This is a genomic window from Streptomyces sp. NPDC057697 (assembly GCF_042799335.1).
In the GTDB taxonomy this organism is placed as follows: domain Bacteria; phylum Actinomycetota; class Actinomycetes; order Streptomycetales; family Streptomycetaceae; genus Streptomyces.
Window position 1 is genome coordinate 212,958 of record NZ_JBHVJA010000004.1, and the last position, 26,529, is coordinate 239,486.

The 26,529-nt window shown below is 73.2% G+C and carries 23 protein-coding genes; 12 read left to right on the top strand and 11 right to left on the bottom strand.

Annotation, left to right across the window (positions count from 1 at the left end; all coding sequences use genetic code 11):
• Window positions 1-259 precede the first annotated feature (259 nt).
• The 4 genes from ACFVFH_RS14135 to ACFVFH_RS14150 all read left to right on the top strand — a co-directional run bounded on the left by ACFVFH_RS14135 (window position 260) and on the right by ACFVFH_RS14150 (window position 3,230).
• Window positions 260-931: a TetR family transcriptional regulator gene (locus ACFVFH_RS14135; RefSeq protein WP_383767256.1), complete on the top strand. Its 672-nt coding sequence runs from the start codon at window positions 260-262 to the stop codon at window positions 929-931.
• Window positions 928-1,698 (top strand): SDR family NAD(P)-dependent oxidoreductase, encoded by a 771-nt coding sequence (locus ACFVFH_RS14140; protein WP_383767259.1) that lies wholly within the window; start codon window positions 928-930, stop codon window positions 1,696-1,698. The genes ACFVFH_RS14135 and ACFVFH_RS14140 overlap by 4 nt, the downstream gene beginning before the upstream one ends.
• 59 nt (window positions 1,699-1,757) lie before the next feature.
• Complete coding sequence (locus ACFVFH_RS14145) at window positions 1,758-2,798, top strand: NAD(P)-dependent alcohol dehydrogenase (RefSeq protein WP_383767262.1); 1,041 nt, start codon at window positions 1,758-1,760, stop codon at window positions 2,796-2,798.
• A 108-nt stretch (window positions 2,799-2,906) separates the two neighbouring features.
• Window positions 2,907-3,230, top strand: a complete 324-nt coding sequence (locus ACFVFH_RS14150; protein WP_383767265.1) for a DUF6191 domain-containing protein — start codon at window positions 2,907-2,909, stop codon at window positions 3,228-3,230.
• A gap of 33 nt (window positions 3,231-3,263) precedes the next feature.
• Here ACFVFH_RS14150 and ACFVFH_RS14155 read toward each other — a convergent pair whose 3' ends face one another.
• Complete coding sequence (locus ACFVFH_RS14155) at window positions 3,264-3,869, bottom strand: phosphatase PAP2 family protein (protein ID WP_383767268.1); 606 nt, start codon at window positions 3,867-3,869, stop codon at window positions 3,264-3,266.
• The gene (locus tag ACFVFH_RS14160; RefSeq protein ID WP_383767271.1) at window positions 3,869-4,537 is read right to left on the bottom strand and encodes a DedA family protein; all 669 of its coding nucleotides are present in this window, start codon (window positions 4,535-4,537) and stop codon (window positions 3,869-3,871) included. The genes ACFVFH_RS14155 and ACFVFH_RS14160 overlap by 1 nt, the downstream gene beginning before the upstream one ends.
• 114 nt (window positions 4,538-4,651) lie before the next feature.
• Here ACFVFH_RS14160 and ACFVFH_RS14165 point away from each other — a divergent pair, with 114 nt between their 5' ends.
• Together ACFVFH_RS14165 and ACFVFH_RS14170 are read left to right on the top strand one after the other, a co-directional pair.
• On the top strand, window positions 4,652-5,113 hold the full coding sequence (locus tag ACFVFH_RS14165; RefSeq protein ID WP_383767274.1) for a BlaI/MecI/CopY family transcriptional regulator: 462 nt from the start codon (window positions 4,652-4,654) through the stop codon (window positions 5,111-5,113).
• On the top strand, window positions 5,110-6,054 hold the full coding sequence (locus ACFVFH_RS14170; protein ID WP_383767277.1) for a M48 family metalloprotease: 945 nt from the start codon (window positions 5,110-5,112) through the stop codon (window positions 6,052-6,054). Before ACFVFH_RS14165 ends, ACFVFH_RS14170 begins: the two co-directional genes overlap by 4 nt.
• A gap of 86 nt (window positions 6,055-6,140) precedes the next feature.
• On the opposite strand, the gene ACFVFH_RS14175 is transcribed toward ACFVFH_RS14170, so the two are convergent.
• A complete protein-coding gene (locus tag ACFVFH_RS14175) occupies window positions 6,141-6,674 on the bottom strand; it encodes an NUDIX domain-containing protein (protein ID WP_383767279.1) in 534 nt (177 codons plus the stop codon).
• 314 nt (window positions 6,675-6,988) lie between these two features.
• On the opposite strand from ACFVFH_RS14175, the gene ACFVFH_RS14180 reads away from it, so the two are divergent.
• The gene (locus tag ACFVFH_RS14180; RefSeq protein ID WP_383768023.1) at window positions 6,989-10,420 is read left to right on the top strand and encodes a phosphodiester glycosidase family protein; all 3,432 of its coding nucleotides are present in this window, start codon (window positions 6,989-6,991) and stop codon (window positions 10,418-10,420) included.
• A 66-nt stretch (window positions 10,421-10,486) separates the two neighbouring features.
• On the opposite strand, the gene ACFVFH_RS14185 is transcribed toward ACFVFH_RS14180, so the two are convergent.
• The 4 genes from ACFVFH_RS14185 to ACFVFH_RS14200 form a co-directional block, all read right to left on the bottom strand.
• Window positions 10,487-10,897 carry a PTS-dependent dihydroxyacetone kinase phosphotransferase subunit DhaM gene (locus ACFVFH_RS14185; protein WP_383767282.1) on the bottom strand — a complete coding sequence of 137 codons (411 nt, stop codon included), beginning with the start codon at window positions 10,895-10,897 and terminating at the stop codon, window positions 10,487-10,489.
• Window positions 10,894-11,508, bottom strand: coding sequence for a dihydroxyacetone kinase subunit DhaL (gene dhaL, locus ACFVFH_RS14190; RefSeq protein WP_383767284.1), 615 nt, complete (start codon window positions 11,506-11,508; stop codon window positions 10,894-10,896). The genes ACFVFH_RS14185 and dhaL overlap by 4 nt, the downstream gene beginning before the upstream one ends.
• A 46-nt stretch (window positions 11,509-11,554) precedes the next feature.
• Window positions 11,555-12,547: a dihydroxyacetone kinase subunit DhaK gene (dhaK, locus tag ACFVFH_RS14195; RefSeq protein ID WP_383767287.1), complete on the bottom strand. Its 993-nt coding sequence runs from the start codon at window positions 12,545-12,547 to the stop codon at window positions 11,555-11,557.
• 248 nt (window positions 12,548-12,795) lie between these two features.
• Window positions 12,796-13,365: a hypothetical protein gene (locus ACFVFH_RS14200; protein WP_383767289.1), complete on the bottom strand. Its 570-nt coding sequence runs from the start codon at window positions 13,363-13,365 to the stop codon at window positions 12,796-12,798.
• 190 nt (window positions 13,366-13,555) lie between these two features.
• Between ACFVFH_RS14200 and ACFVFH_RS14205 the strand changes: the two genes are divergently transcribed.
• On the top strand, window positions 13,556-14,974 hold the full coding sequence (locus tag ACFVFH_RS14205) for a sensor histidine kinase (protein ID WP_383767292.1): 1,419 nt from the start codon (window positions 13,556-13,558) through the stop codon (window positions 14,972-14,974).
• 106 nt (window positions 14,975-15,080) lie between these two features.
• Here the strand turns inward: ACFVFH_RS14205 and ACFVFH_RS14210 are convergent, their stop codons facing one another.
• The gene (locus ACFVFH_RS14210) at window positions 15,081-16,010 is read right to left on the bottom strand and encodes an LLM class F420-dependent oxidoreductase (protein ID WP_383767295.1); all 930 of its coding nucleotides are present in this window, start codon (window positions 16,008-16,010) and stop codon (window positions 15,081-15,083) included.
• A gap of 234 nt (window positions 16,011-16,244) precedes the next feature.
• Here ACFVFH_RS14210 and ACFVFH_RS14215 point away from each other — a divergent pair, with 234 nt between their 5' ends.
• From ACFVFH_RS14215 to ACFVFH_RS14230, 4 genes are all read left to right on the top strand, one after another.
• The gene (locus ACFVFH_RS14215) at window positions 16,245-18,467 is read left to right on the top strand and encodes an NADP-dependent isocitrate dehydrogenase (protein ID WP_383767297.1); all 2,223 of its coding nucleotides are present in this window, start codon (window positions 16,245-16,247) and stop codon (window positions 18,465-18,467) included.
• Window positions 18,468-18,999: 532 nt separating this feature from the next.
• Window positions 19,000-20,730 (top strand): cytochrome c oxidase subunit I, encoded by a 1,731-nt coding sequence (ctaD, locus tag ACFVFH_RS14220; protein WP_383767300.1) that lies wholly within the window; start codon window positions 19,000-19,002, stop codon window positions 20,728-20,730.
• Window positions 20,727-21,104 (top strand): hypothetical protein, encoded by a 378-nt coding sequence (locus ACFVFH_RS14225; RefSeq protein WP_383767303.1) that lies wholly within the window; start codon window positions 20,727-20,729, stop codon window positions 21,102-21,104. The genes ctaD and ACFVFH_RS14225 overlap by 4 nt, the downstream gene beginning before the upstream one ends.
• A 131-nt stretch (window positions 21,105-21,235) precedes the next feature.
• Window positions 21,236-22,597 (top strand): NAD(P)/FAD-dependent oxidoreductase, encoded by a 1,362-nt coding sequence (locus ACFVFH_RS14230; RefSeq protein ID WP_383767306.1) that lies wholly within the window; start codon window positions 21,236-21,238, stop codon window positions 22,595-22,597.
• 59 nt (window positions 22,598-22,656) lie between these two features.
• Here the strand turns inward: ACFVFH_RS14230 and ACFVFH_RS14235 are convergent, their stop codons facing one another.
• The 3 genes from ACFVFH_RS14235 to meaB form a co-directional block, all read right to left on the bottom strand.
• Entirely contained in the window at window positions 22,657-23,655 is a 999-nt protein-coding gene (locus tag ACFVFH_RS14235) for an aldo/keto reductase family protein (RefSeq protein WP_383767308.1), read from the bottom strand.
• An 86-nt stretch (window positions 23,656-23,741) separates the two neighbouring features.
• Window positions 23,742-24,917 (bottom strand): transcription termination factor Rho, encoded by a 1,176-nt coding sequence (gene rho, locus ACFVFH_RS14240; protein ID WP_383767311.1) that lies wholly within the window; start codon window positions 24,915-24,917, stop codon window positions 23,742-23,744.
• Between the two features lie 614 nt (window positions 24,918-25,531).
• Window positions 25,532-26,521: a methylmalonyl Co-A mutase-associated GTPase MeaB gene (gene meaB / locus ACFVFH_RS14245; protein WP_383767313.1), complete on the bottom strand. Its 990-nt coding sequence runs from the start codon at window positions 26,519-26,521 to the stop codon at window positions 25,532-25,534.
• Window positions 26,522-26,529 lie beyond the last annotated feature (8 nt).

Genomic DNA, 26,529 nt, shown 5'->3' on the forward strand with positions numbered 1-26,529 from the left:
ACGGCACGCACGCTCGCCGCGTGGTCGGAACCGGCCTTGTGCACCCGGTACGGGAATGCTCCTCCGCCTTGCGACCGCGTGCACCGGACACCGCGCGCACCGGACACCGCGCGCATTGGACACCGTACGGCCCGGCCTCCGGCCGGACGGCGGCAGTTCGGAGACAGACCCCGGGCGCCGCGGAGGCCGCCGCTCCACGATCGAATGTCCCGTCGCGACTTGTGTCGCGGCGGGACATTTCTAGGTGTACGGTGCACATATGAATCCGGAACGGAAGACCCCGGAGCGGCGGAGCCGCAAGGCCCGCAGGACCCGGGACACACTGGCGCAGGCCGCGTTCGAGCTGGTGCTCGACCGGGGTCTGAAGCAGGTGACGGTCGAGGAGATCGCGGAACGCGCGGACGTCGACCGGCGCACCTTCAGCCGGTACTTCACGAGCAAGGAAGCCGCCGTCCTGGACTCGCTCCGGGGCGACGGCGACCGGATCAACGACGCCCTGCGGGCCCGCCCCGCCGACGAGCCCCCGCTCACCGCCTACCGCAGGGCCGTCGAGGACTGGCTCGAACATCCCGGCGCGCAGGCCTGGCACCGGCGCGAGCGGATCTTCGACCTGCTGGTCCTCGCCGAACAGGAGCCGACCCTCTACGCGGCGTTCCACCACATCCGGGTGGACGCCCAGGAGGACTCGGTCGCCATCGTCGCGGACCGGCTCGGGGTCGACCCGCGACGGGACATCCGTCCCGCCGTCACGGTCGCCGCGGGCGCCGGGGCACTCCTCGCGGCCCAGGCCGCCTGGGCACGGGCCGGGCAACCGGACGACCTGCCCCGACTCATCGGGCAGGCCTTCGACGCCCTCGCCGGGGAACTGCTCGCGCAGCCTCCCGCCGGGCGGGCGCCGCACAGCACCACGGAAGGAAGCACAGACTCATGAGCACCACCACCCCCGCCGACCAGGAGTTCGCCGGCCGGACCGCCCTCGTCACCGGCGGAGCCTCCGGCATCGGACTGGCCCTGGCCCACCGGCTGGCCGCGAGCGGCGCCTCCCTCGTCGTCGCCGACTACGACGAGGCCGGGGCCCGCAAGGCGGCGGCCGAACTGGAGAACGCCGGCGCCAAGGCCGCCGCCGTGGCCATGGACGTCACCGACCCCGCCTCCGTCGAGGCGGGCGTACGGTTCGCCGTCGACACCTTCGGAGCCCTGCACCTCGCCGTCAACAACGCGGGCATCAGCGGCCCCAGCAACCCCACGGGCGAGTACGCGGTCGAGGACTGGGACCGGGTCGTCGCCACCAACCTCAGCGGTGTCTTTTACTCGATGCGCTACGAGCTCCCGGCCATCGTCGCGGCGGGCGGCGGCGCCATCGTCAACATGTCGTCGATCCTCGGCACCAACGGCTTCGCCGGATCGCCCGCCTACGTGGCCGCCAAGCACGGGGTCGTGGGCCTCACCAAGACCGCGGCCCTCGAATACGCGACCCGCAACGTCCGGGTCAACGCGGTCGGCCCCGGCTTCATCGACACACCGCTGCTGCGCAGCACCGACAGCGCGGCCCGCGACCACCTGGTCTCGCTGCACCCCGCCGGACGGCTCGGCAGGGCGGAGGAGGTCGCCGAACTCGCGGCGTTCCTGCTCTCCGACCGCGCCTCCTTCATCCACGGCAGCTACCACCTGGTGGACGGCGGCTACTCCGCCTCCTGAGCGGCGGAGGGGGGAAGCGGGGGAGCAGTCCAGGAAGCAGCGAACATGAGGAGAATTCCATGAAGGCCGTCCAGTACCGCACCGTGGGTGCGGCCCCCGAGGTCGTCACCGTGCCCGACCCGGAGCCCGGCCCCGGCCAGGTGCTGCTCAAGGTCACCGCCGCGGGCGTCTGTCACTCCGACATCGCCGTGATGAGTTGGCCCGCCGAGCAGATCCCGTTCCCGCTGCCGCTCACCCTCGGCCACGAGGGTGTGGGCACGGTCGCCGCTCTCGGCGACGGGGTGCGCGGGCTCTCGGTCGGCGATCCCGTCGCGGTCTACGGCCCCTGGGGCTGCGGTACGTGCGTCAAGTGCGCCGAGGGCAAGGAGAACTACTGCCTGCGTGCCAAGGAGCTCGGCATCACTCCGCCCGGACTCGGCTCGCCCGGTGCCATGGCCGAGTACATGATCGTGGACGATCCTCGCCACCTGGTGCCGCTCGGCGGTCTCGACCCGGTCCAGGCCGTGCCGCTCACCGACGCGGGCCTGACCCCGTACCACGCGATCAAGCGGTCGCTGAACAAGCTGGTGCCGGGCGCCACCGCCGTGGTCATCGGCACCGGCGGCCTGGGTCATGTCGCGATCCAGCTGCTGCGGGCCATGACGGCCGTGCGGGTCATCGCCCTGGACGTCAGCGAGGACAAGCTCGCCCTCGCCCGCGCCGTCGGCGCCCATGAGACTGTCCTGTCCGACCAGGACGCCGCGGCGAGGATCCGGGAACTCACCGGCGGGACCGGGGCGCAGGTGGTCCTCGACTTCGTCGGGGCGCCGCCCACCGTCGCCACCGCCGGGGCGGCCGCCGCCATCGACTCCGACGTGACCATCGTCGGCCTCGGGGGCGGGGCGCTGCCGGTCGGCTTCGGCTCCCTGCCGTACAACACCACGGTGAGCTCCCCGTACTGGGGATCGCGTGCCGAGCTCGCCGAGGTGCTCGACCTCGCCCGCGCCGGCTCGGTCGAGGTCCATGTGGAGACGTACACCCTGGACGAGGCGCCGCTGGCGTACGAGCGGCTGCACCACGGAAGGATCAACGGGCGCGCCGTCATCCTTCCCCACGGCTGACCGGCTCCCTCCCGCCCCCGCCGCCGCGGGCCGTCGCACGCTGCGACGGCCCGCTCGGTCATCCTCGCGGCCGATGCGCACCACGCCGTCCCCGGTCAGGCTGTGCGGATGGAATTCGTCGCGCTGATGACCCTGCCCGGACTGGTGATCGGGCTGACCGCCGTCGCCTTCCTCGATCAGCTGATGCTGCGGGCGGGGCGGGCCGGTCTGCTCCCCTGGCGCAACGGCGCGCGACGGGGGCAGGTGTCGGCGACGGGGTTCGAGCAGCTGCACGCGAGCTTCTCGCCGGGGAAGCAGAGCGAGCTGAAGGAGCGCCGGAGCGCCCTGCTGATGCGCGACGACGAGGAGGACGGCGCCCCGCCGCACCGCTCCACCGTCGACCTGGACGGCGGCCGTGCCGTCATCCGCCTGCCGGGCGCCGCCGCCCGGTAGGGCCCCGCCCAGCCGCGCCCCGGCCGTCCGGGCTCACCGTGCGGCGACCAGGGGCCGCAGCGGTGTGCCGCGCAGCCGGGTCACCGCCGGGGCGCACCGCCGTGCCGCGATCGTCAGCAGCCAGGCGACGAGTGCGCCGGTCACCAGCCCGGCCAGTACATCGTGCGGGTAGTGCACACCGATCCACACCCGGGACGCGGCCATCAGCAAGGCGGCGGGCACCGCGACGGCGCCGAGCCGCCGGTCGGTCAGCCAGACCGCCGTCGCCGCGGCCGCCGCGACGGCCGCGTGATTGCTGGGGAAGGACCAGTCGCCGAGCGCCGGGCACGCCTCCACCGTCACGACATGGAGGGTCTGGCACGGCCGCTGCTCGTGGAAGAGCGACTTCACCAGGTCGTTGGCGAGATAGCCGGCCACCACGACGAGCGGGGCGCAGAGCGCCATGGCGGTGCGGGCGGGGTCGGCGGCGGAGCGGGCGCGCCACCAGGACGCGAGCATCAGCACGGCGAACAGGGCGAGCCCGTAGGCGGACCAGAGGCGGACGACGGAGTCCAGCGCGGCGGGGGAGCGCTGGGCCAGCTCCGTGACCCAGGTGTACAGACCGCCGTCGGTCGAGGCGGCGGTGGAGGCGAGCGGCATCAGCTGTTCTCCCCTTCGGGGGTGCGCCTGCCCCGGGAACGGAGCAGTTCGGCGGTGATCGGGACGAGGGAGGCCACGACCACGAGGGCCACGATCGGCAGCAGATAGCGGTCGACGTTCGGCACCGAGGAGCCCAGGCCGTACCCCGCGAGGACCAGCCCGACGGTCCAGACCACTCCGCCCACGGCCTGCCAGAGCGTGAACAGCGGGGCCGGGACGCCGAGCGCCCCGGCCAGCGGGTTGAGCACCGTGCGCACGACGGGCACGAAACGGGCCAGCACGATCGCCCGCGCGTGCCCGTATCTCGCGAGGAGCTCCTCGGCGCGGGCGGCGCCCTCGCGGAGCCGTCCGGCGCGGCCGCGGGCGAGCAGGGCCCGGCCGCCCCGCCTGCCGATCCAGTACCCGGCCTGGGCGCCGAGCAGCGCGCCGGCCACGGCTGCGATCAGCACCTGCGGCAACGACAGCCGCACCGGACCGTGGGTGCCGGACACGCAGAGGAGGCCCGCGGTGAAGAGCAGGGAGTCGCCGGGGAGGAAGAAGCCGACGAGCAGTCCCGTCTCGGCGAAGAGCACGACGGCGATGCCGAGAGCGCCGAACGCGGCGAGCAGCGACCCCGCGTCCAGCAGGTTCACCGCCTGCGGCGCGGACGCCAGTGGGAATACGGACACGGTGGAGGGTCTCCCATAATGGTGAGCGGGCGGCCCCGCGGCGCGCCCGGACTGACTACAGTGATGTAGACGGTCTACATCACTGTAGACGACCGAACGGGGAGGAGAGTTCCCATGTCCCAGGCGAAGGGGATACCGAGCGGGGAACCCGGCCCCGGACCGCACGGAGAACCGGTGCCGGACACCGCCCCCCGGCCCCGGTCACGGCCCGCCGCCGCTCCGGAACGCCGGCCCGCCGGAGAGCTGGAGTCCACCATCCTGGCGGCGCTGTGGGCGGCCGGAACGCCCCTCACCCCCGGGCAGGTCCAAGGCGCCCTCGGTACGGAACTCGCCCGCACCACCGTCACGACGATCCTGTCGCGCCTGTACGAGAAGGGCACGGTCGCCCGCACCCGGGCCGGTCGCGGATTCGCCTACACGCCCACCGAGGACGAGCCCGGCCTGACCGCCCGCCGCATGCACAGCGAACTGCGGAAGCAGGAGGACCGCGGCACCGCACTGGCCCGGTTCGTCTCGCAGCTCACCGAGGAGGACGAGCGACTGCTCCGGGACCTGCTGGACGGGGAGGCCCCATGATCTACGCCGTATGGGTTCCGCTGCTGATCCCGTTCCTCGCGGTACCCGCCGCCCGTCGGCTGGCGGACGCGCTCCCGCCGGTCCGCGCCGTACGGCTGCTCGCCGCGACGGGCATCGGCCTCGCCTTGTGCAGCGTTCTCGCCCTGGCCCTGCTCGTGGTGCCCGGCGCGACCCGTTTCCCGGCGGTCTCGGCCCTCGGCGAACTCGTCCGGCCGCTCTCCGAGGCCACCCCGGCCGTCGCCGTCCCCCTGGCGGCCGCCGCCCTCGCGCTCCTCATGGGCTGCGCCGCCGCGGTGGCACGCGCCGCCCGGCGCCACTGGGCGGAGCTGCGCCCGGCCGGGCGGTTCGACGGGTACGCCCACGGCGAGCTGGCCGTCCTGCCCGACAGCCGCCCCGACGCCTACGCGCTGCCGGGCCGTCCCGGTACTCCCGGGAGGATCGTCGTCACCACGGGCATGCTGCGCGCCCTCGGCCCCGCGGAGCGCGCCGCCCTGCTGGCACACGAACGCGCCCATCTCGAAGGCCGCCACCACCTCTACCTCGCCGCCGCCGAAGCCGCGGCGCTCTGCCATCCGGCCCTGCGCTCCCTGCGCGGCCCGATGGGCTACGCCCTGGAACGCTGCGCCGACGAGGCGGCCGCCACCGCGGTCGGCGACCGGCGGGTCGCCGCGCGGGCCATCGGCCGGGCCGCCCTCGCCGCACGCGCCGCCGAAGGCGCCCGGCGGACCCGCCCCCGGGCGGCGCTCGCCGCCGCGGCCGGTCCCGTACCGCGCCGAGTCGCCGCGCTGCTCGGCCGGAACACCGCCCGGCCGCGCGTCGGGCGCGCCGCGGCCGCGGCGCTGCTGGTCTGTCTGGCCGTCTCCGGAGCCGCCGCGCTCGACGCGACGAGCGATCTGCACAGCAGCATCGAGGCGGCCCAGGGCGAGGCCCCGCACCACTGACCTCACGGGATGCTCCGGCCGCCCCGGGCCCTTCCGGCCCCGGCCATCGCGGCCCGGTCCGTTCGGCCGGTCGGTGAACGACCCGCTCAGGGCCCGTCCCGGCCGGGCGTCACCAGGTGCTCTCTCAGCCGGTCGAGGAAGACCCGCTGGCCCGTGACGAGCCGCTCCGCCGCCTCCCGCGAGGTGCACCAGGCGAACTCGTCGACCTCCGGGAACTCCCGCAGCACGCCCGACCCCCTGGGCCACTCCATGGTGAACGTCCCCGGGACCGCCGTGGCGGGATCGAGGTCCGCCTCCAGCGCCCACACCGTCACGGTCTTGCCGCCGGACTGACGCGTCTCGCCCAGCGGCACCCACGCGCCCTCCGGCGCCGGACGACCGAACTCCTCCGCGAACTCCCGGCGCGCGGCGGCCGCGGGCTCCTCGTCGGGGCCGTACTCCCCTTTGGGGATCGACCATGCCGCGCTCCTCCGGCCCGCCCAGAACGGGCCGCCCATGTGCCCGATCAGCACCTCGAAACCGGCGTCCCCGTCGGCCGCCGTCGCACCGGCACCCGCCCCCTCGGGCCGACGGAACAGGAGAAGGCCCGCGCTGCGCCTGGTGCGTTTCCGGGATGACATGCCGTCAAGTCTGCGCCCCGGCCGGGGCGCGATGCCGCGCACGACACCCCCCTGCCGGTGATCACTGCCGTCATCGAGCCGACGCGTCCTGTTCGCCGCGAGGTTCCCGACGCCCCCTGGTGCGCGCTCGTGCGCGCGGCCATGCTGTCCGCCGACAGCGCCCGTTGCCCGTACCGGGCCGCGCAACCATCGGGATTCCAGGAGGACTTGTGGGCCTTGGCACAGTCGGCAGGACGACTCGGCCGCGAGGGAGGGCGGTGCGACGGAACGGCACGGCCGCGCGCCCGCTCGCGCTGCTCACGACGGTGGCCGCCATGACCGTCGGCATGATCTCTCCCGCACTCGCGGACCCGACCCCCGACCCACGTCCCCGCACCTTCGCCGAGGTCCTCGGCCCGGTCGCGCCGCCGCCCGCGAGCAATGCGGCGGTCGCGGCACCCAGGTCGGTCGTGGACGGCGACGGGATCGAGACCGCGCGTGCGGAACGCCCGGTCGCCCCCGGGGTCCGCCTCAGCTCGTACGACCGGCTGGAGTCCGACAAGTGGCTGCGCGTCGACAGCCTCTCCGTCGACCTCGCGGGCAGCGGCGTACGCGCCGACTACCTCTCCTCCGGCAAGGTCTCCGAGCGGCACACCGTCTCCGAACTCGCCGCCGCGCACGACGCGGGCCGCGGCCGCCGGACCGTCGCCGCGATCAACGCCGACTTCTTCGACATCAACCAGACCGGCGCGCCCGAGGGGATCGGCATCAAGGACGGGGTCACCGTCCAGTCGCCCGCCCCCGGGGTCGACCGGGCCGTCGGCATCGGCCCCGACAGCGCCGGCCGCATCCTGAACCTCTACTTCGAGGGGAAGCTCACCCTGCCGGGCGGGCAGCGCCCCCTCGACGCCTACAACGCCGCCAATGTGCCGACCGGCGGGGTCGGCGCGTACACCTCCGCCTGGGGAACCGCCGACCGCGCCCTGACCGTCGACGACGCGGCCCCGGTCGCCGAGGCGGTGGTACGCGACGGCAAGGTCGTCTCCGTCTCGCGCACCCCCGGATCGGGCGCCGTCCCCGACGACACCACCGTCCTGGTCGGGCGCGAGGCCGGGGCCACCGCGCTCGACGCGCTGAAGCCCGGCGACCCGGTGTCCCTGACCTACCGGGCACGCACCGACGACGGGGCCGTGCCGCGCACCGCGGTCGGCGGCCGGGAACTCCTCGTCGTCGACGGGGTCGCGCAGAACCACGACGGCGAGGGCAACAACACCGCCGCGCCCCGCACCGCCGTCGGGTTCTCCAAGGACGGCCGGACCATGCAGATACTCACGGTCGACGGGCGGCAGGCCGACAGCGGCGGCGTCACCCTCACCGAACTCGCCCTGATGATGCGGCGCGCCGGTTCGTACAGCGCGCTCAACCTGGACGGCGGCGGATCGTCGACCCTCGTCGCCCGCACGCCGGGCAGCGACGCGCTCCGCGTGGAGAACAGCCCCTCCGACGGCAGCGAACGCACCGTTCCCAACGGTCTCGCCCTCACCGCGCCTGCCGGCAGCGGACGGCTGAAGGGCTACTGGGTCCAGCCCCGTACCCCCGCCGGCTCCGCCCCCGGCGTCGACCCCGTCAAGGGCGGCCACCCCGACCGGGTCTTCCCCGGCCTCACCCGGCGCCTCACCGCGACCGGGTACGACGAGACGTACGGCCCGGCGCGCGGCACCCCCCGCTGGCACACCGCACACGGCTCCGTCGGCACCGTCGACGGCACCGGGCTCTTCACCGCGCGCCGCAGCGGCACCACCGACGTACGGGCCGAGCACGGACCGGCGCGCGGCAGCACGACCCTGAACGTGCTCGACGAGCTGGCCCGGATCGAGTCCACCACCCGGCGGGTGGGCCTCGCCGACGCCGCGGCCACCGGCACCTTCGGCATCGTCGGGCTCGACGCCCACGGCACCAGCGCCCCCGTCGAGCCGCGCGACGTGAAGCTCGACTACGACCGCGCGCTTTTCGACGTCCGCGACGACGGCCGGGGCTCCTTCACCGTCACCTCGCGCACCGGTTCCGGAGCCGGACGGATCACGGCGACCGTCGGCTCCACCAGCACCGTCCTCGGCGTCGGCGTCGGCCTCACCGAACAGGCCGTCTCCTCCTTCGACGACGCCGGGTCCTGGACGTTCAGCCAGGCACGGGCGGCCGGATCGCTGGAGGCCACGCCCGACGGCCACACCGGCACCGGACTGCGGCTCGGCTACGACTTCACCCGGTCCACCGCGACCCGCGCCGCCTACGCCGCCCCGCCCCGGCCGGTCCCCGTGCCCGGCCAGCCCCAGTCGTTCAAGCTGTGGATCAAGGGCGACGGCAGGGGCGCCTGGCCGACCCTGCACCTCAAGGACGCGGCCGGCTCCGACCAGCTGCTGCGCGGACCGTACGTCACCTGGAACGGCTGGCGGCAGGTCACCTTCGACGTGCCTCCGGGAGCCGCCATGCCGCTCTCCGTCTCACGCTTCTACCTCGCGGAGACCGGCGCGGCCCAGCAGTACACCGGTGAGATCGTGATCGACGACCTCACCGCCCAGGTGCCGCCCGCCGTCGAGCTCCCCGAACAGGCCGCGCCCGCCGACCCGCTGATCGACCCGGCGGCCGTGACCGGGCGCCGGGACTGGCGGTTCGCGGTGATGTCCGACGCCCAGTTCGTCGCCCGCGACCCGGACAGCGAGATCGTCGCCCAGGCACGGCGCACCCTGCGCGAGATCAAGGCGGCGGGCCCGGACTTCCTGGTCGTCGACGGGGACCTCGTCGACGAGGGGTCGCCCGCGGACCTGGCCTTCGCCCGCCGCGTCCTCACCGAGGAACTCGGCGACTCTCTGCCCTGGTACTACGTACCGGGCAACCACGAGGTGATGGGCGGCAGCATCGGCGACTTCGTCACCGAATTCGGGCCCGCCCAGCGGACGTTCGACCACAAGGGCACCCGCTTCGTCACACTCGACACCTCCAGCCTCAGCCTGCGCGGCGGCGGCTTCGCCCAGATCAAGGAGTTCCGCGCCCAGCTGGACGCGGCGGCCAGGGACCGGACCGTCGATTCGCTGATGCTGATCGAGCACGTGCCGCCGCGCGACCCGACGGTGCAGAAGGGCAGTCAGCTCGGGGACCGCAAGGAGGCGGCCCTGGTCGAGCAGTGGCTGGCCGACTTCCGCCGGACGACGGGCAAGGGCGCGGCCTTCATCGGCGGCCACGTCGGGGTCTTCCACGCCTCGCACGTCGACGGGGTGCCCTATCTGGTCAACGGCAACTCCGGCAAGGCGCCCGCCGGCCCCGCGGACGACGGCGGATTCACCGGCTGGTCGCTGGTGGGCGCCGACCGCGTCGGCCAGGGAGCACAGGCCGCCGCGAGGCAGCGGCCCTGGCAGGGCGGGCCCGACTGGGTCTCCGTCCAGACCCGCGCGCATGTGGACGCGCTGCGGGTCGACGCGCCCGAGGTGCTCGGCACCGGAGGCCGTACGAAGATCACCGCGACGGTCCGCCAGGGGACCCGCGAGGTACCGGTCGGCTTCCCGCTGGCCGCGGACTGGACCGGTTCACCGAACGTCCGCATCGGCGACCGGAGCGGCGTCCGCCACCGCCACACGGCGCTCTTCGACCCGGTCACCGGCACCCTCACCGCGCTGCGGCCGGGCACGGTCACCCTCGCCGTGACGGTCAACGGCACCACACGGACGGCGCGGGTCAGGATCGCGGCCGCCGGAGCCGCACCGGCGGCCTGACGGGCCACGAGCCCGCGCGCCCCGGGCCGCCCCGCACCCATCACCCGGTGCGGGGCGGCCCGCCGCCTACAGCTTGCGGTAGCCGTACGCCTCCGACGCCGCGGCCTCCACCGCCGCGATGTCGCCGCCCGCCGACGCCGTGACCACGGCGGCCACGGCACCCTCCACGAACGGCGCGTCCACCAGCCGGGAGCCGTCCGGCAGCTCGTCGCCCTCGGCCAGCATCGACTTGACCGTCAGCACCGCGCTGCCCAGGTCGACCAGCAGCGCGACGCCCGCGCCCGAGTCCACCGACCGGGCGGCCTCGGCGATCAGCTCCGCACTCGTGCCGAGGCCGCCCGCCGCGGTCCCGCCCGCGGCGGCCACCGGGGCGGTGGCACCGCCCGCGGCGAGGCCCCTGGCCAGCTCGGCGACGGACGCGGCCACCGGGCCGCTGTGCGAGACCAGCACGATCCCCACCTGGTTGCCCTCGCTCATGCGGCGCTCCCGTCCGCCGCCACGGTATCGGCGAGTGCGGCGACCAGCAGGGCCGAGGACGTCGCCCCGGGATCCTGGTGCCCGATGCTGCGCTCACCCAGATAGCTCGCCCTGCCCTTGCGGGCCTGCATGGGCACCGTCGCCCGCGCTCCCTCCTCGGCCGCCTCCCGGGCCGCCCCGAACGAGGTGCCGAGCGCCTCGGCGGCCGGCAGCAGCGCGTCGAGCATCGTCTTGTCCCCGGCCTGCGCCCCACCGAGCTGTGCCACAGCCGCGACCCCGGCCCCGAACGCCTCCGCCAGCTGCTGAGGGGTCACATCGGGGGCGTCGCCCAGGGCCTTGCCCGTGCGCCGCAGCAGCGTCCCGTACAGCGGGCCGGAGGCGCCGCCGACCGTCGAGATCAACTGCCTCCCGGCGAGCGTCAGTACGGCCGCCGGAGTCGTCGGCGGCTCCTTGTCCAGGGCCGCGGTCACCGCCGCGAAACCGCGCTTCATGTTGCTGCCGTGATCGGCGTCCCCGATCGCGGAGTCGAGGTCGGTGAGGTGGTCCGCCTCACGGCTCACCAGAGCCGCGGACGCGGTCATCCAACGGTGGAAGAATTCGGCGTCGAGCACATGAACTCCTTGTCGCTCCAGCGTGACGGGTGCGGTACCGGCGGGATCAACGGCCCCAGCGCAACGCAGGCGTCTCCACCGGCGCGTCCCAGAGCCGCAGCAGCTCCTCGTCCACCTGGCAGAGCGTCACCGAACAGCCCGCCATGTCGAGCGAGGTCACATAGTTCCCCACGAGCGTACGAGCTGCCACGACGCCCCGCTCGGACAGCACCCGCTGGACCTCGGCATTGAACCCGTACAGCTCCAGCAGCGGCGTCGCGCCCATGCCGTTGACCAGCACGATCACCGGTCCGGTCGGGCGCAGGTCGTCGAGGACGGCGTCCACCGCGAAGTCCGCGATCTCGCGCGAGGTCATCATGGGCCGCCGCTCGCGCCCCGGCTCGCCGTGGATGCCGATGCCCAGCTCCAGCTCACCGGGCGGCAGGTCGAACGTGGGGGAGCCCTTGGCCGGTGTGGTGACGGCGCCGAGCGCCACACCGAAGCTCCGCGACGCCTCGTCGACCTGCCGGGCGACGGCCGTCACCCGCTCCAGCGGCGCGCCCTCGTCGGCCGCCGCCCCGGCGATCTTCTCGACGAAGAGGGTGGCGCCCGTGCCCCGGCGCCCGGCCGTGAAGAGGCTGTCCGTCACCGCCACGTCGTCGTCGACCAGGACCTGGGAGACCTGGATGCCCTCCTCCTCGGCGAGCTCCGCGGCCATCTCGAAGTTCAGCACGTCACCGGTGTAGTTCTTGACGACGAACAGCACCCCCGCGCCGCTGTCCACCGCGGCCGCGGCCCGCACCATCTGATCCGGCACGGGCGATGTGAACACCTCGCCGGGGCAGGCGGCGGAGAGCATCCCGGGTCCGACGAACCCCGCGTGCAGCGGCTCGTGCCCGGAGCCGCCGCCGGAGACCAGCGCCACCTTCCCGGCGACCGGTGCGTCGCGGCGGACGACGACGCGGTTCTCGACGTCCACGGTGAGCTCGGGGTGGGCGGCGGCCATACCGCGCAGTGCGTCCGCGACGACGGTTTCGGGAACGTTGATCAGCATCTTCAACGGTATCTCCTAGCGAAGTGGGAACGTCCGGCACCGAGCGGGGCACACCCCGGAGCGGGCCGGATCCGCCGAGTCGCCGCCGACTCTACTGATCGGGTGTCATGTTGTGTCGGAGGCGGCCGAACGGATGCCGGGCCGTGGCAGAAGAGCCCGTCCCCGGGGCCCCACCGGACGCGCGGAAGCGGCCCGGCGGCCGAACTGCCGGTCGCCCGGCTCCCGGTGCCGGGCCGGAAGGCGGCGGCGTGCGGCTACTGCCCCTCGATCTCGACGAGCGGGGGGTGTTGGTACCAGGTGCAGAAGACGGAGATCTCGCGGTCGCCCTGGGTGAAGGTCACCCGGATCCACTGCGCGGTCTTCCACACCTGCATCTGCCAGCCCGACTCGGGTGTCGCCGAGACCAGGTCCGCCGAGGCGCGCTTGATGCCGAAGACGACCCGGCCCCCGTCGACGGTGTAGCCCTTCACCTGGGCGTCCCCGCTCGACGCCCCGGCTTCCGGGGCGGTACCCCGGGTCGGGCCGGTGCCCTGCGAGGCACCGGCCGACGGCCGCACGGTCACGGGCACCTCGCGGGCGTCGTCGTCCTCGGTGCCGCGGGGTGCCGACCTGCCGGGCTCCGGGGACTTCGTGGGACGGTGGGTCAGGGAGGGCCGAGGCTTCGCCTCCTCGGCCGCGGCGCGGGCCGCGTCCGCGATCGGAAGGGCTCGGGGCGGGTCGTACACGGTCCCCGAAAGCACCGTGTGGACACCCCACCAGGACAGCGTGACGGCGGCCCCCGTGGAGAGCGCCCAAGCTATGCCGTGAATCAGTCCTCGTCGCATCGCGGACCATAGTGCACCATGGGTGCTCCCGGTATACCACTGGGGGAGCGATTCGTTGAATAGCGTACGGTTTTGCCATGCCCAGCGCGCTCGTCGTCGAGGACGACCGGACCGACGACGTACCCCTGTCGTGGCGGCGGAAGCCGGGTGAGCCCGCCGCCGGGCCGCGCCGTACGCGGGAGACCCCGCGGTGAGATGGGCGCTCGTCAAGGTCTGTGTCGCGGTCACCGTGATGGTGGTGGTCGCCTTCGCGGTCCCGCTCGGCCTGGTCGTCAAGGAACTGGCCGCGGACCGCGCGTTCTCGAACGCCGAACGGCAGGCCGCCGCCATCGGCCCCACGCTCTCCATCACCACCGACCGGGAGCAGCTGAGCCGCGCCCTGCTGTCCACCGACGCCGGTGCGACGGGACGGCTGACGTTGCACATCCCGGCCGTCGACGACCGGTCCGAGCTGGAGATCGGCCATGGCCGTGCCGTGCACGACGAGGTCGAGGCCGTCCGGGCGCTGGGCCGCTCGGGCATCTCGGAGGTCCCCGGCGGCTCGGCGCTGCTGGCGCCCATCGCCCTGGACTCCGGTGAGATATCGGTCGTCGAGGTGTTCGTGTCCGACGCCGATGTCAACCACGGCGTGACCACCGCCTGGATCGTGCTCGCCGGTGTCGGCGTCGCCCTGGTCATCGGCTCGGTCGCGGTCGCGGACCGGCTCGGCGTGCGACTGACCCGGCCCGCCGAGCGGCTCGCGGGCGCCGCGCTCCAACTGGGCGAGGGCAGGCTCGGCGTGCGGGTCCCGGAGGACGGGCCGACCGAGCTCAGGCAGGCCGCCGTCGCCTTCAACTCCATGGCGGACCAGGTGGTGCACCTGCTCGCCAACGAACGGGAGCTCGCCGCGGACCTCTCGCACCGGCTGCGCACCCCGCTGACGGTGCTGCGGCTCAACGCCGCCTCGCTCGGCCGCGGACCCGCCGCGGACCAGACCCGGGCCGCCGTCGAGCAGCTGGAACGCGAGGTCGACACGATCATCCGCACCGCACGCGAGTCCGGACCCCGGACCGCACCGGGGGTTCCCGTGGCCGGATGCGACGCGGCCGAGGTGATCCGCGAGCGGATGGCCTTCTGGTCCGCGCTCGCGGAGGACGAGGGGCGTGCGGCAGGCGTCGCGGGCGTCGAGCGTCCCGTACGCGTCCCGGTCGCCCGCGCCGATCTCGTGGCCGCGCTCGACGCGCTGCTGGGCAACGTCTTCCGGCACACACCGGAGGGCACCGCCTTCTCCGTGGACGTGCACGACGGCGGGGACGTGGTGATCGTGCTCGTCTCGGACGCGGGACCGGGCATCCCCGATCCGGGCGCGGCGCTCGCCCGGGGCAACAGCGGCGGCCGCGCCGGTTCGACCGGGCTCGGCCTGGACATCGTGCGCCGGATGGCCGAGGCCACCGGCGGCGATGTCCGCATCGGTCACTCCGTGCTCGGCGGCACCGAGATACGCGTCTGGATCCAGCTCGACGGTAAACGCCCCGAGCCGGGACGCCGCCGCCGTCGCGCCGGGGCCCGCCGGGGCCGACCGCCCCGGCCGGCCTCTCCGGTACGGGACCGCCGGGGCGCCGCCCGCTGACCCGCCCCGGCCGTCCCCTCCCGTACGGGACCGCCGGGGCGGGTACCGCGCAGGGCCGCCGACGAAGCCCCGGCCGTCCCCTTCCGTACCGGGCGCCGCCGTGCGGTCAGACGCCTGCCGCCCGTGCCTCCGCGTACACCTCGGCCGCCACGTCGATCAGCTCCGCGGCGTCGCGGGTCGTGCCCTGGAGGTCCAGCAGGATCTCCGGGACGCCCGTTTCGGCGTGCGCCACCAGGTCCTCGACGATCTGCGCCACACTGCCGTGGAAAGGCGCGCGGTCCGCGCCGTCGACCGGTTCGGCGCTGTACCTGGCGTTGGCGCGGGCACAGACGCCGACCGGACGTTCCCGGCCGCGCTCCGCGGCCAGGTCCCGTACCCGCTTCCACTGCTCGGCCAGCTGGTCGGCGCCCATGGCCACGGGCATCCAGCCGTCCGCCCGGTCGACCACGCGGCGGGTGGCCCGGGGGCTGTTCGCCGGCAGATAGACCGGGATGGGCCGGACCGGCTTCGGACCGACCACGGACGGTGCGATGGTGGTCAGCTCGCCCTCGTACGAGACCGGGTCCGGGCCCCAGACGGCCGCGCACACGTCGAGCAGCTCGTCCAGGACCGCGCCGCGCTTCTCGAACGGGGCGACCGAGGCGGCGGCGTACTCGTCCAGCGACCAGCCGGTGCCGAGGCCCGCCACCACACGTCCGCCGCTCGCGGCATCGAGCGAGGCGAGCGAACGCGCCAGCTGGAACGGCACGTGCAGCGGCGCGACCAGGACGCTGGTGCCGAGGCGGGCCCGGCCCGTCGCCCCGGCGGCCAGCGCCAGGGTGATCAGCGGGTCGGCGACGCTGCGGTACTGATCGGGCCAGGGCAGCCCCGGAACGCCGTACAGCCCCTGGGTGGCGGGCTCGGGGAAGAGGACCCGCTCGAAGACCCACAGACTCTCGTAACCGGTCTCCTCCGCGGCGCGTGCCACGGCGGCCACATCGCGGCCGATGTCGTACTGCTTCATCTGCGGGAGACCGAGACCCAGCGAGACCGGCATGAGCGCACTCCTTCTGATGGGCGGTGGGGCAACCACCGTATGCCACCGGCCCGTTGCCCGCCGGGCCGCGCGCCGGGGGAGCCGCCCGCAGGGGCCGCGCTCCGGGCCGGGTGCGCGCCGCGCGACCGGGCGGTCACGCTTCGCCGTCGGCGTAAGCAGGGCCCTGTCGAGGCCGGGGCGATCACGAGATATCTTGATGTCAAGCAATGTTGCAGACGTGGAGCGGAGCACAGGGTGACTGACTCGACCATCATCTATACACACACCGACGAGGCCCCGGCCCTGGCGACGTATTCGTTCTTGCCCGTCGTCCAGGCGTACGCCTCGACGGCCGGGGTCAATGTCGAGAGCCGTGACATCTCGCTGGCCGGACGCATCATCGCCGGCTTCCCCGAGCGTCTCCAGGAGGGCCAGCGCATCGACGACGCGCTCGCCGAGCTCGGTGAGCTGGCCAAGCGCCCCGAGGCCAACATCATCAAGCTTCCGAACATCTCGGCCTCGATCCCGCAGCTGAAGGCGGCCATCGCCGAGCTCCAGGCACAGGGCTACGCGCTTCCGGACTACCCGGACGACCCGCAGACCGACGAGGACAAGGACGTCCGCGCGCGCTACGACAAGGTCAAGGGCAGCGCCGTGAACCCCGTGCTGCGCGAGGGCAACTCGGACCGCCGAGCCCCCGCCTCGGTCAAGAACTACGCCAAGGCCCACCCGCACCGCATGGGCAAGTGGTCCGCCGACTCGAAGACGAACGTCGCCACCATGGGCGTCGACGACTTCCGCTCCACCGAGAAGTCCACGACCATCACCGAGGCCGGTTCGCTGCGCATCGAGCTCGCGGGCGACGACGGCAGCACCACCGTGCTGCGCGAGTCGGTTCCGGTGCTCGCGGGCGAGGTCGTCGACGCGGCGGTCATGCGCGTCGCGGCCCTGCGTGAGTTCTTCACCGCTCAGGTCGCCCGCGCCAAGGCCGAGGACGTGCTGTTCTCCGTCCACCTCAAGGCCACCATGATGAAGGTCTCCGACCCGATCATCTTCGGCCACGTGGTCCGCGCCTTCTTCCCGAACACCTTCGCCAAGTACGGCGAGGTGCTCGTCGCGGCCGGTCTCTCCCCGAACGACGGCCTCGGCGCCATCCTCCAGGGCCTGGACTCGGTGCCGCACGTGGGCGCCGAGATCAAGGCGTCCTTCGAGGCCGAGCTGGCCGAGGGTCCCGCCCTGGCCATGGTCGACTCCGACAAGGGCATCACCAACCTGCACGTCCCGAGCGATGTCATCGTCGACGCCTCCATGCCGGCCATGATCCGCACCTCCGGTCACATGTGGGGCCCGGACGGCCAGGAGGCCGACACCCTCGCGGTCCTCCCGGACAGCAGCTACGCGGGCGTCTACCAGGTCGTCATCGACGACTGCCGCGCCAATGGCGCCTTCGACCCGTCGACCATGGGCTCGGTGCCGAACGTCGGCCTGATGGCGCAGAAGGCCGAGGAGTACGGCAGCCACGACAAGACCTTCGAGATCCCCACCACCGGTACGGTGCGGGTCGTCGACGGCAAGGGCGACGTCGTGCTGGAGCAGGCCGTCGGTGCCGGTGACATCTTCCGCATGTGCCAGGCCAAGGACCTGCCGATCCAGGACTGGGTCAAGCTCGCCGTCACCCGCGCCCGCGCCACCGGCGTCCCGGCCGTGTTCTGGCTCGACGAGGACCGCGCCCACGACGCGCAGCTGATCGCCAAGGTCAGGACGTACCTCGCCGACCACGACACCGAGGGTCTGCAGATCGAGATCATGTCGCCGGAGAAGGCGACCGCGTTCTCGCTGGAGCGCATCCGCCGGGGCGAGGACACCATCTCGGTCACCGGCAACGTGCTGCGTGACTACCTGACCGACCTGTTCCCGATCCTGGAGCTGGGCACGAGCGCGAAGATGCTCTCGGTCGTCCCGCTCATGAACGGCGGCGGTCTCTTCGAGACGGGCGCGGGCGGCTCCGCGCCCAAGCACGTCCAGCAGCTCGTCAAGGAGAACTACCTGCGCTGGGACAGCCTCGGCGAGTTCTTCGCGCTCGCGGCCAGCTTCGAGCACCTGGCGACGACCACGGGCAACGCGCGCGCCCAGGTCCTCGCCGACACCCTCGACCGCGCCACCGGCACCTTCCTCAACGAGGACAAGTCGCCGAGCCGCAAGCTGGGTGGGATCGACAACCGCGGCAGCCACTTCTACCTGGCCCTCTACTGGGCCCAGGAGCTGGCGCAGCAGACCGACGACGCACAGCTCGCGCAGGCGTTCGCCGGGCTCGCGAAGACGCTGGGCGAGCAGGAGCAGACCATCGTCGACGAGCTGATCGCGGTACAGGGCTCGCCGGCCGACATCGGCGGCTACTACCAGCCCGACCCGGCAAAGGCCGCGGCCGTCATGCGCCCGTCGGCCACGTTCGTCCAGGCCATCGCCGCCATCGGCTGACGAAGGACCCGCGAACGGGGGCGCGTCCAGGCGCCCCGCACTCCCGCCCCGGTCGGCACCCTGCCCGGCCGGGGCGGTTCCATGCCCCGGGCCGGAATCCGCGCCCCGGCACACTGCGGTCCGCGCCACGGGCGCCCGCCAACAGCACCGTGCAGCGAAGGAGTTCGGCCCGCCACCGGTCGCCCCGCGCCGAACCGCCGACATGAAACGCCGTGCGTCAGCCGTCGGTTGACGGCACGGTGGCCCCGCGCCCCGCGCGCCCGACCGGCACGGCGCCCCGTCGCGCCGCCGGTACGCGTACGGGGCCCGCCCCCCCCCACGACCCCGCCACGGCGCCCGCGGACGGACACCCTGACGGGTGAAAGTCACGCGGCGGCGGGCGGTGGGCCGCGCATGGCGGCCGCGTGGCTGATTTGCTGCACCTGGAATCCGGCGTGACGCGCGTGGGACCGGTCGGCCGGCCGTCCCGGTGGACACGGTGCCCTGCCGGGTGCCCGGTCCACCCGCGAACGACGATCGAAGGAGCGGCCCAGTGACGACGACGGGCACAGCAGGGGCAGCCGAGGAAGAGGAGTCGTACGCGAACGAGGTTCCGGTCCACGCCAAGGAACCGGGAAACGTCGTCATCAAGTGGCTGACCACCACCGACCACAAGACGATCGGCACGCTCTACCTCGTCACCTCGTTCGCCTTCTTCGTCATCGGCGGTGTGCTGGCCCTGGTCATGCGCGCCGAGCTGGCGCGGCCGGGGCTCCAGATCGTCTCGCCGGAGCAGTTCAACCAGGCGTTCACGATCCACGGCACGATCATGCTGCTGATGTTCGCGACGCCGCTGTTCGCCGGTTTCACGAACTGGATCATGCCGCTGCAGATCGGCGCGCCCGACGTGGCGTTCCCGAGGCTGAACATGTTCGCCTACTGGCTCTACCTCTTCGGCTCACTGGTCGTGGTGGCCGGTTTCGCCACGCCGAACGGTGCGGCGGACTTCGGCTGGTTCGCCTACTCCCCGCTGACCGACGCGGTCCGCTCGCCGAACATCGGCAGTGACATGTGGATCATGGGGCTGGCCTTCTCCGGCTTCGGCACGATCCTCGGCTCGGTCAACTTCATCACCACGATCATCTGCCTGCGCGCCCCCGGCATGACGATGTTCCGCATGCCGATCTTCGTCTGGAACGTCCTGCTGACCGCGGTACTGGTCCTGCTGGCCTTCCCCGTCCTCGCCGCCGCCCTCCTGGTGCTGGAGGCGGACCGCAAGTTCGGCGCCCATGTCTTCGACCCGGCCAACGGCGGCGCGCTGCTCTGGCAGCACCTCTTCTGGTTCTTCGGCCATCCGGAGGTCTACATCATCGCGCTGCCGTTCTTCGGGATCGTCACCGAGGTCTTCCCGGTCTTCAGCCGCAAGCCGGTCTTCGGCTACATCGGGCTGATCGGCGCCACCATCGCCATCGCCGGGCTGTCGGTCACGGTGTGGGCCCACCACATGTTCGTGACCGGTGGTGTGCTGCTGCCGTTCTTCTCGTTCATGACGTTCCTGATCGCGGTACCGACCGGGGTGAAGTTCTTCAACTGGATCGGCACGATGTGGAAGGGCTCGTTGTCCCTCGAAACACCGATGCTCTGGTCGATCGGGTTCCTGGTCACGTTCCTCTTCGGCGGTCTGACCGGTGTGATCCTGGCGTCGCCCCCGATGGACTTCCACGTCTCGGACTCGTACTTCGTCGTCGCGCACTTCCACTACGTCGTCTTCGGCACCGTGGTGTTCGCGATGTTCGCCGGATTCCACTTCTGGTGGCCGAAGTTCACCGGGAAGATGCTGGACGAGCGGCTCGGCAAGATCACGTTCTGGACGCTGTTCGTGGGCTTCCACGGCACGTTCCTGGTGCAGCACTGGCTGGGTGCCGAGGGCATGCCGCGTCGTTACGCGGACTACCTCGCCGCGGACGGCTTCACCGCGCTGAACACGATCTCGACGATCTCCTCGTTCCTGCTCGGTCTGTCGATGCTGCCGTTCTTCTACAACGTGTGGAAGACCGCCAAGTACGGCGAGAACGTCGGGGTCGACGACCCGTGGGGCTACGGCCGCTCGCTGGAGTGGGCGACCTCCTGCCCGCCGCCCCGGCACAACTTCCTCACCCTGCCGCGGATCCGTTCCGAATCCCCGGCGTTCGATCTGCACCATCCCTCGGTCCGCGCACTCGACGAAGCCGCCCGCCGTCCGGTCACCGAGATGCCCGGCGCCCCCGGGGACGGGCCGGCGTGAGCAGGGCGGCCCGGCGGACGGAGGAGCGAGCGGCCCCGGACGAGGAGGACAGCGCCCGCGGTCTGGTGCGGCTGCAGGGCTACCTGGTGTGGAGCGCCGAGGTCGAGGAGGCCCGCCGCCGGGCCGTCCGCTTCACCGACGAGCTGCCCTGGCTCACCACGGCGCAGCGCGAGGACGTGGCACGCGTCTACACCGCCGACCGTCTCGCCGCATCACGGGCGATGCTCTGCCGGGTCACCGCCCGCGCCGCCGCGCTGCGCGGCGAGTACGAGGCGCGCTACCGCGTGCTCAAGGCACGCTGCGTGGCCACCGGCGTGGTGCTTGTCGGCGCGATCGGCGGCACCTGCACCGCACTCACCCTGCTGACCCGCTGACCGGGTGGCGTCGTCCGTCCGCCGTTCCCAGCAGGCGAACTCGTCCGGGGCTCGTGAAGATGGGGGTGACGGCCGCGTGCGACGGGGCAGGCGAACGGATGACCGTCCACGCCCGAGAAGGGACGAACACTGTGGCACGACCCAGGATCCTCGTTGTCGGCGCCGGATTCGCCGGAGTGGAGTGCGTACGCCGTCTGGAGCGCGGGCTCGTCCCCGGCGAGGCCGAGATCGCGCTCGTCGCCCCGTTCTCGTACCAGCTCTACCTCCCTCTGCTGCCCCACGTGGCGGCGGGCGTGCTCACCCCGCAGTCGGTCGCCGTCTCGCTGCGCCGCAGCCGCAGGCACCGCACCCGGATCGTTCCGGGCGGGGCCATCGGCGTGGACCCCGAGGCGAAGATCTGCGTGATTCGCAAGATCACCGACGAGATCGTCTACGAGCCCTACGACTACCTCGTGATCAGCGCCGGGAGCATCACCCGCACCTTCGACATCCCCGGCCTGGTGGACAACGCGCGAGGCATGAAGACGCTGGCCGAGGCCGCCTACATCCGCGACCACGTGATCGCCCAGCTCGATCTCGCGGACGCCAGCCACGACGAGAACGAACGGGCCTCCCGGCTGCAGTTCGTGGTGGTCGGCGGCGGTTACGCGGGCACCGAGACGGCGGCCTGCCTCCAGCGCCTCACCACGAACGCGGTCAGGCACTATCCTCGCCTCGACCCGAAGCTGATCAAATGGCATCTCATCGACATCGCCCCGAAGCTGATGCCCGAACTGGGCGACAAGCTGGGCCGGAGCGCCCTGGCGATGCTGCGCGCCCGTGGCATCGAGGTGTCGCTCGGCGTCTCGATCGCCGAGGCCGCCCCGGAGAAGGTGACCTTCACCGACGGCAGGGTCCTGCCCTGCCGCACCCTGATCTGGACGGCGGGCGTCACCGCGAGCCCGCTGGTCAGCACGTTCGACGCGGAGACGGTACGCGGCCGGCTGGCCGTCACGCCCGAGATGAGCCTGCCCGGCTTCGACGGCGTCTTCGCCCTCGGCGACTGCGCGGCCGTACCGGACCTGAGCAAGGGCGACGGGGCCATCTGCCCGCCGACCGCGCAGCACGCCATGCGCCAGGGCCGCAGGCTCGCCGACAACCTCATCGCCACCCTGCGGCGCCAGCCGCTGAAGCCGTACGTCCACAAGGACCTCGGTCTCGTCGTGGACCTCGGCGGCAAGGACGCGGTCTCCAAGCCGCTCGGCATCGAACTGCACGGGATCACCGCCCAGGCCGTCGCCCGCGGCTACCACTGGTCGGCGCTGCGCACCAATGTGGCCAAGGCCCGCGTCATGACCAACTGGGTGCTCAACGCGGTCGCGGGCGACGACTTCGTACGCATCGGCTTCCTGTCCCGGCAGCCGGCCAAGCTGCGCGACTTCGAGCACACCGGCGCCTACCTCACCCCGGCGCAGGTCCGCGAACACACCGCCGCGCTGCACACCCGCGCCTGACCGCGCGCCCCCGGCCCCGGCCTCGCACGTGGCGGGACCGGGGCCGGGGGCGCGGCGGATCAGCTGTTGTCGGCGTGACCGGCCGTCAGCCCGGGGTCGCGCTCGACCACCGGGCCCAGGACGTCGTCGATGCCCTTCAGCAGCTCCGCGTCGAGCGTCACCCCGGCCGCCACGATGTTCTCCGTCACCTGCTCGGGCCGGGAGGCGCCGATGATCGCGGCGGAGACATTGGCGTTCTGCAGCACCCACGCGACGGCGAGCTGGGCCAGGCTGAGCCCGGCACCGTCGGCGAGCGGCCGCAGTCGCTGGACGCGTTCCAGCACGTCGTCGCGCAGCCACCTGGCGACCATGGTGGCGCCGCCCTTGTCGTCGGTCGCCCGTGAACCGGCCGGGAGCGGCGCACCGGGCCGGTACTTGCCCGTCAGCGCGCCCTGGGCGACCGGGGACCAGACGATCTGACCGATGCCCAGCTCCTCGGAGGCGGGCACCACCTCGTCCTCGATGACCCGCCACAGCGCGGAGTACTGCGGCTGGTTGGAGATCAGGGGGATCCGCAGCTCGCGGGCCAGTCCGTGTGCGGCGCGGAGCTGGTCGGCGGTCCACTCGGAGACGCCGATGTAGAGGGCCTTGCCGGAACGGACCACGTCGGCGAACGCCTCCATGGTCTCTTCCAGCGGGGTCGCGTGGTCGTAGCGGTGGGCCTGGTAGAGGTCGACGTAATCCGTCTGCAGACGGCGCAGCGAGTTGTCGATGGACTCCATGATGTGCTTGCGGCCGAGCCCCCGGTCGTTGTGTCCCGGGCCGGTCGGGAAGTAGACCTTGGTGAACACCTCCAGGCCCTCGCGCCGTTCGTTGCCGAGCGCCCGGCCCAGCACGGCTTCCGCCCGGGTCTGGGCGTAGACGTCGGCGGTGTCGAAGGTGGTGATTCCGGCGTCCAGGGCGGCACGGATACAGGCGACCGCCGTGTCCTCCTCCACCTGGGAGCCGTGGGTCAGCCAGTTGCCGTAGGCGATCTCACTGATGGTCAGGCCGCTGCGGCCGAGTCGGCGGAACTCCATGTGGCTGCTCTCCCTGTGCTCGTGAGGCGCTGATCATGCCCGATCGGCCCATGCTATTGCGCGCTCGCGGATCCGCCCGGACCGGCTCAGGCGTCCGGGACGGTGCCGTGGACGGCACGGAGGAAGGCGGCGTTGTCCGGGGTACGCCGGATCCGGTCCAGCAGCGTCTGCAACGCGGTCTGCGGGTCCCTGGTGTGCAGTGCGCGCCTCAGACCCCGTACCGCGCGCAACTCTCCCTCGGGCACGAGGAGTTCCTCGCGCCGGGTGCCGGACGCCGTGATGTTCACGGCCGGGTGGACGCGCCGTTCGGCCAGCGAGCGGTCGAGCCGGAGCTCCATGTTGCCGGTGCTCTTCAGCTCCTCGAAGAAGTAGTCGTCGGCGCGGGACCCGGTCTCCACCAGGGCGGTGGCCAGGATGGTGAGGGAGCCGCCCTCCTCGGCGAGCCGGGCGGCGCCGAAGAGCTGCTTGGGGCCGAGCAGGGCGGACGCGTCGACACCGCCGCTCAGGGTGCGCCCGCCCGCGGCGGAGGCGTTGTTGTGGGCGCGGCACAGACGGGTGAGGGAGTCGAGCAGGACGACGACGTCCCGGCCCTGCTCGACCAGCCGCTTGGCGCGTTCGACCGCGAGTCCGGCGAGGGCGATGTGCTCCTTCGCCGGCCGGTCGAACGTCGAGGCGAGCACCTCGCCCCGTACGGACCGGCGCATGTCGGTGACCTCCTCGGGGCGCTCGTCGACCAGTACCACCATCAGGTGGCATTCGGGATGGTTGGCCGCGACGGCGGCGGCCACCTGCTGGAGCAGCACCGTCTTGCCGGTCCTGGGCGGCGCGACGACGAGCCCGCGCTGTCCCTTGCCGATCGGTGCGACCAGGTCGACGAGGCGCATCGCGGCACTGCCGGACGGTGTCTCCAGCCGCAGCCGCTGCCGGGGGTGGAGCGGGGTGAGGTCACGGAAGTGCGGCCGGCCGCGCAGCGCCTGCGGGGGACGGTCGTTGACCCGCTCCACGGCGGACAGGGTGCGGGGCCGGTCGCAGAGCCCTTCGACGGCGTCGCCCCGGCGCAGGCCGTGGCGGCGGATCAGGGCGGCCGGGACCGTCACGTCTCCGGGGGAGGGCAGGCCGTCCCGGGCGCGCAGCGCGCCATTGCCCTGGTGCGTGATGTCGAGGACCCCGGCGGCGCGGACGGCCCGGGGCGCCGCGGCTGCCTCGACGGCTTCTGTGGTCGACTCCCGCTGGAGCAAAGGGAGTTCGAGGGTGCTGGTCATGGTGGGAAGTCCTTTCGCGGACATGGCGAACGAAGGGGCCGGACGGCGCGGGCGGAAGGAATCACGCCCCGCGCGACGGCGGGAGAGCCCGGAAGGGGAAGTCCTGGTCCGGACTGGGCGAGGTGATGCGCGAAAGCTGGATCGCCGGAAGAGAACGGGCGCGGCAGCCTCGGAGAGATGATGCGGCACCGGCGCCTCGAACCGAGGCGGACTCATGTGCCATCTGCACCGTACCACGGACCTCGGGCGGCAGGACCGGGCCGGACGTCCCGCATTCGGTCGCCACGGCGTTCGCGGAGCGGCGTGGCGCTCCTCGCGGGCCGCCCGCTCACCCGTTCCACCTGCGGTGACCGTGGAGGACCCCGCCCCCGGCGCACCGCTCCCCACGGCTTCGCCGGTGGATGAAGGAGAGGCCCGTCCTCAGCCCCTGCGAGGGCTCCCGGCACCCGGCCGGGCCGCTGACGGACCCCGCCGACGGCGATGCGCGGTGGCGGAGCGTCGATGAGGCGCTCGGCCACCGGCGGTCGCGCCGCTCGGTCCCGTACCGGCGCGACCCGCGGGAGCGGTACGGCCGGTGTCCGGGACGGGCTCCCGGACACCGGCCCGCCCCAGGATCAGCCCGTGCCCCGGAACGCGGCCAGGATCTGCTCCGCCGCCAGCGTGGCCGTCAACTCGCCGTCCCGCACCCGCTGTTCCAGCCCCGGTGTGAGCGCGCGCACCTCCGGATGGCCGCGCAGACTCTCCAGCAGCTCGTCACGCACCATCGTCCAGGTCCAGTCGACCTGCTGGTCACGCCGCTTCGCGGCGAGCCGGCCGGTCGACTCCAGCAGCGCGCGGTGCTGCTCCAGCCGCTCCCACAGGGTGTCGAGACCGGCCGACTCACGGGCGCTGCAGGTGAGGACCGGTGGAGTCCATGCCGCGTCCACCGGGTGCATCAGCCGCAGCGCGCCCGCCAGTTCACGCGCGGCGGCACGGGCGTCGCGCTCGTGCGGACCGTCCGCCTTGTTGACCGCGATCGCGTCCGCCAGCTCCAGCACCCCCTTCTTGATGCCCTGGAGCTGATCACCGGTGCGGGCCAGCGTCAGCAGCAGAAACGTGTCGACCATATTGGCCACCGCCGTCTCCGACTGCCCGACGCCGACCGTCTCCACCAGCACCACGTCGTACCCCGCGGCCTCCATCACCACGATGGACTCCCGGGTCGCCTTCGCCACCCCGCCGAGCGTCCCGGCGGTCGGGGACGGGCGCACGAAGGCCGCCGGGTCCACCGCGAGCCGCTCCATCCTGGTCTTGTCGCCCAGGATGGAGCCGCCCGTACGGCTGGAGGACGGGTCGACGGCCAGTACCGCGACCCGGTGCCCCAGCCCGGTGAGCATGGTGCCCAGGGCGTCGATGAAGGTGGACTTCCCGACCCCGGGCACACCGCTGATGCCGATCCGCCGGGCGGCCCCGGAGTGCGGCAGCAGCGCGCGCAGCAACTGCTGGGCCAGCGCCCGGTGGTCGGCACGGGTGGACTCGACGAGAGTGATGGCGCGCGCGATGTGCGCACGCTTCCCGTCGAGCACCCCCTTCGCATAGCTGTCGATGTCGATCGTCGGAGCCATCGGGTCAG

What these genes read in the sequence shown, in the direction of transcription:
- ACFVFH_RS14165 (WP_383767274.1), top strand. Translation starts at nt 4,652, where the DNA reads ATGTCCCAGGCGAAGGGGATACCGAGCGGGGAACCCGGCCCCGGACCG.
- ACFVFH_RS14170 (WP_383767277.1), top strand. Translation starts at nt 5,110, where the DNA reads ATGATCTACGCCGTATGGGTTCCGCTGCTGATCCCGTTCCTCGCGGTA.
- ACFVFH_RS14175 (WP_383767279.1), bottom strand. Translation starts at nt 6,674, where the DNA reads ATGTCATCCCGGAAACGCACCAGGCGCAGCGCGGGCCTTCTCCTGTTC.
- ACFVFH_RS14140 (WP_383767259.1), top strand. Translation starts at nt 928, where the DNA reads ATGAGCACCACCACCCCCGCCGACCAGGAGTTCGCCGGCCGGACCGCC.
- rho (WP_383767311.1), bottom strand. Translation starts at nt 24,917, where the DNA reads ATGACCAGCACCCTCGAACTCCCTTTGCTCCAGCGGGAGTCGACCACA.
- ACFVFH_RS14210 (WP_383767295.1), bottom strand. Translation starts at nt 16,010, where the DNA reads ATGCCGGTCTCGCTGGGTCTCGGTCTCCCGCAGATGAAGCAGTACGAC.
- ACFVFH_RS14135 (WP_383767256.1), top strand. Translation starts at nt 260, where the DNA reads ATGAATCCGGAACGGAAGACCCCGGAGCGGCGGAGCCGCAAGGCCCGC.
- ACFVFH_RS14155 (WP_383767268.1), bottom strand. Translation starts at nt 3,869, where the DNA reads ATGCCGCTCGCCTCCACCGCCGCCTCGACCGACGGCGGTCTGTACACC.
- ACFVFH_RS14145 (WP_383767262.1), top strand. Translation starts at nt 1,758, where the DNA reads ATGAAGGCCGTCCAGTACCGCACCGTGGGTGCGGCCCCCGAGGTCGTC.
- ACFVFH_RS14235 (WP_383767308.1), bottom strand. Translation starts at nt 23,655, where the DNA reads ATGGAGTTCCGCCGACTCGGCCGCAGCGGCCTGACCATCAGTGAGATC.
- ACFVFH_RS14185 (WP_383767282.1), bottom strand. Translation starts at nt 10,897, where the DNA reads ATGAGCGAGGGCAACCAGGTGGGGATCGTGCTGGTCTCGCACAGCGGC.
- meaB (WP_383767313.1), bottom strand. Translation starts at nt 26,521, where the DNA reads ATGGCTCCGACGATCGACATCGACAGCTATGCGAAGGGGGTGCTCGAC.
- ACFVFH_RS14150 (WP_383767265.1), top strand. Translation starts at nt 2,907, where the DNA reads ATGGAATTCGTCGCGCTGATGACCCTGCCCGGACTGGTGATCGGGCTG.
- ACFVFH_RS14180 (WP_383768023.1), top strand. Translation starts at nt 6,989, where the DNA reads ATGACCGTCGGCATGATCTCTCCCGCACTCGCGGACCCGACCCCCGAC.
- ACFVFH_RS14200 (WP_383767289.1), bottom strand. Translation starts at nt 13,365, where the DNA reads ATGCGACGAGGACTGATTCACGGCATAGCTTGGGCGCTCTCCACGGGG.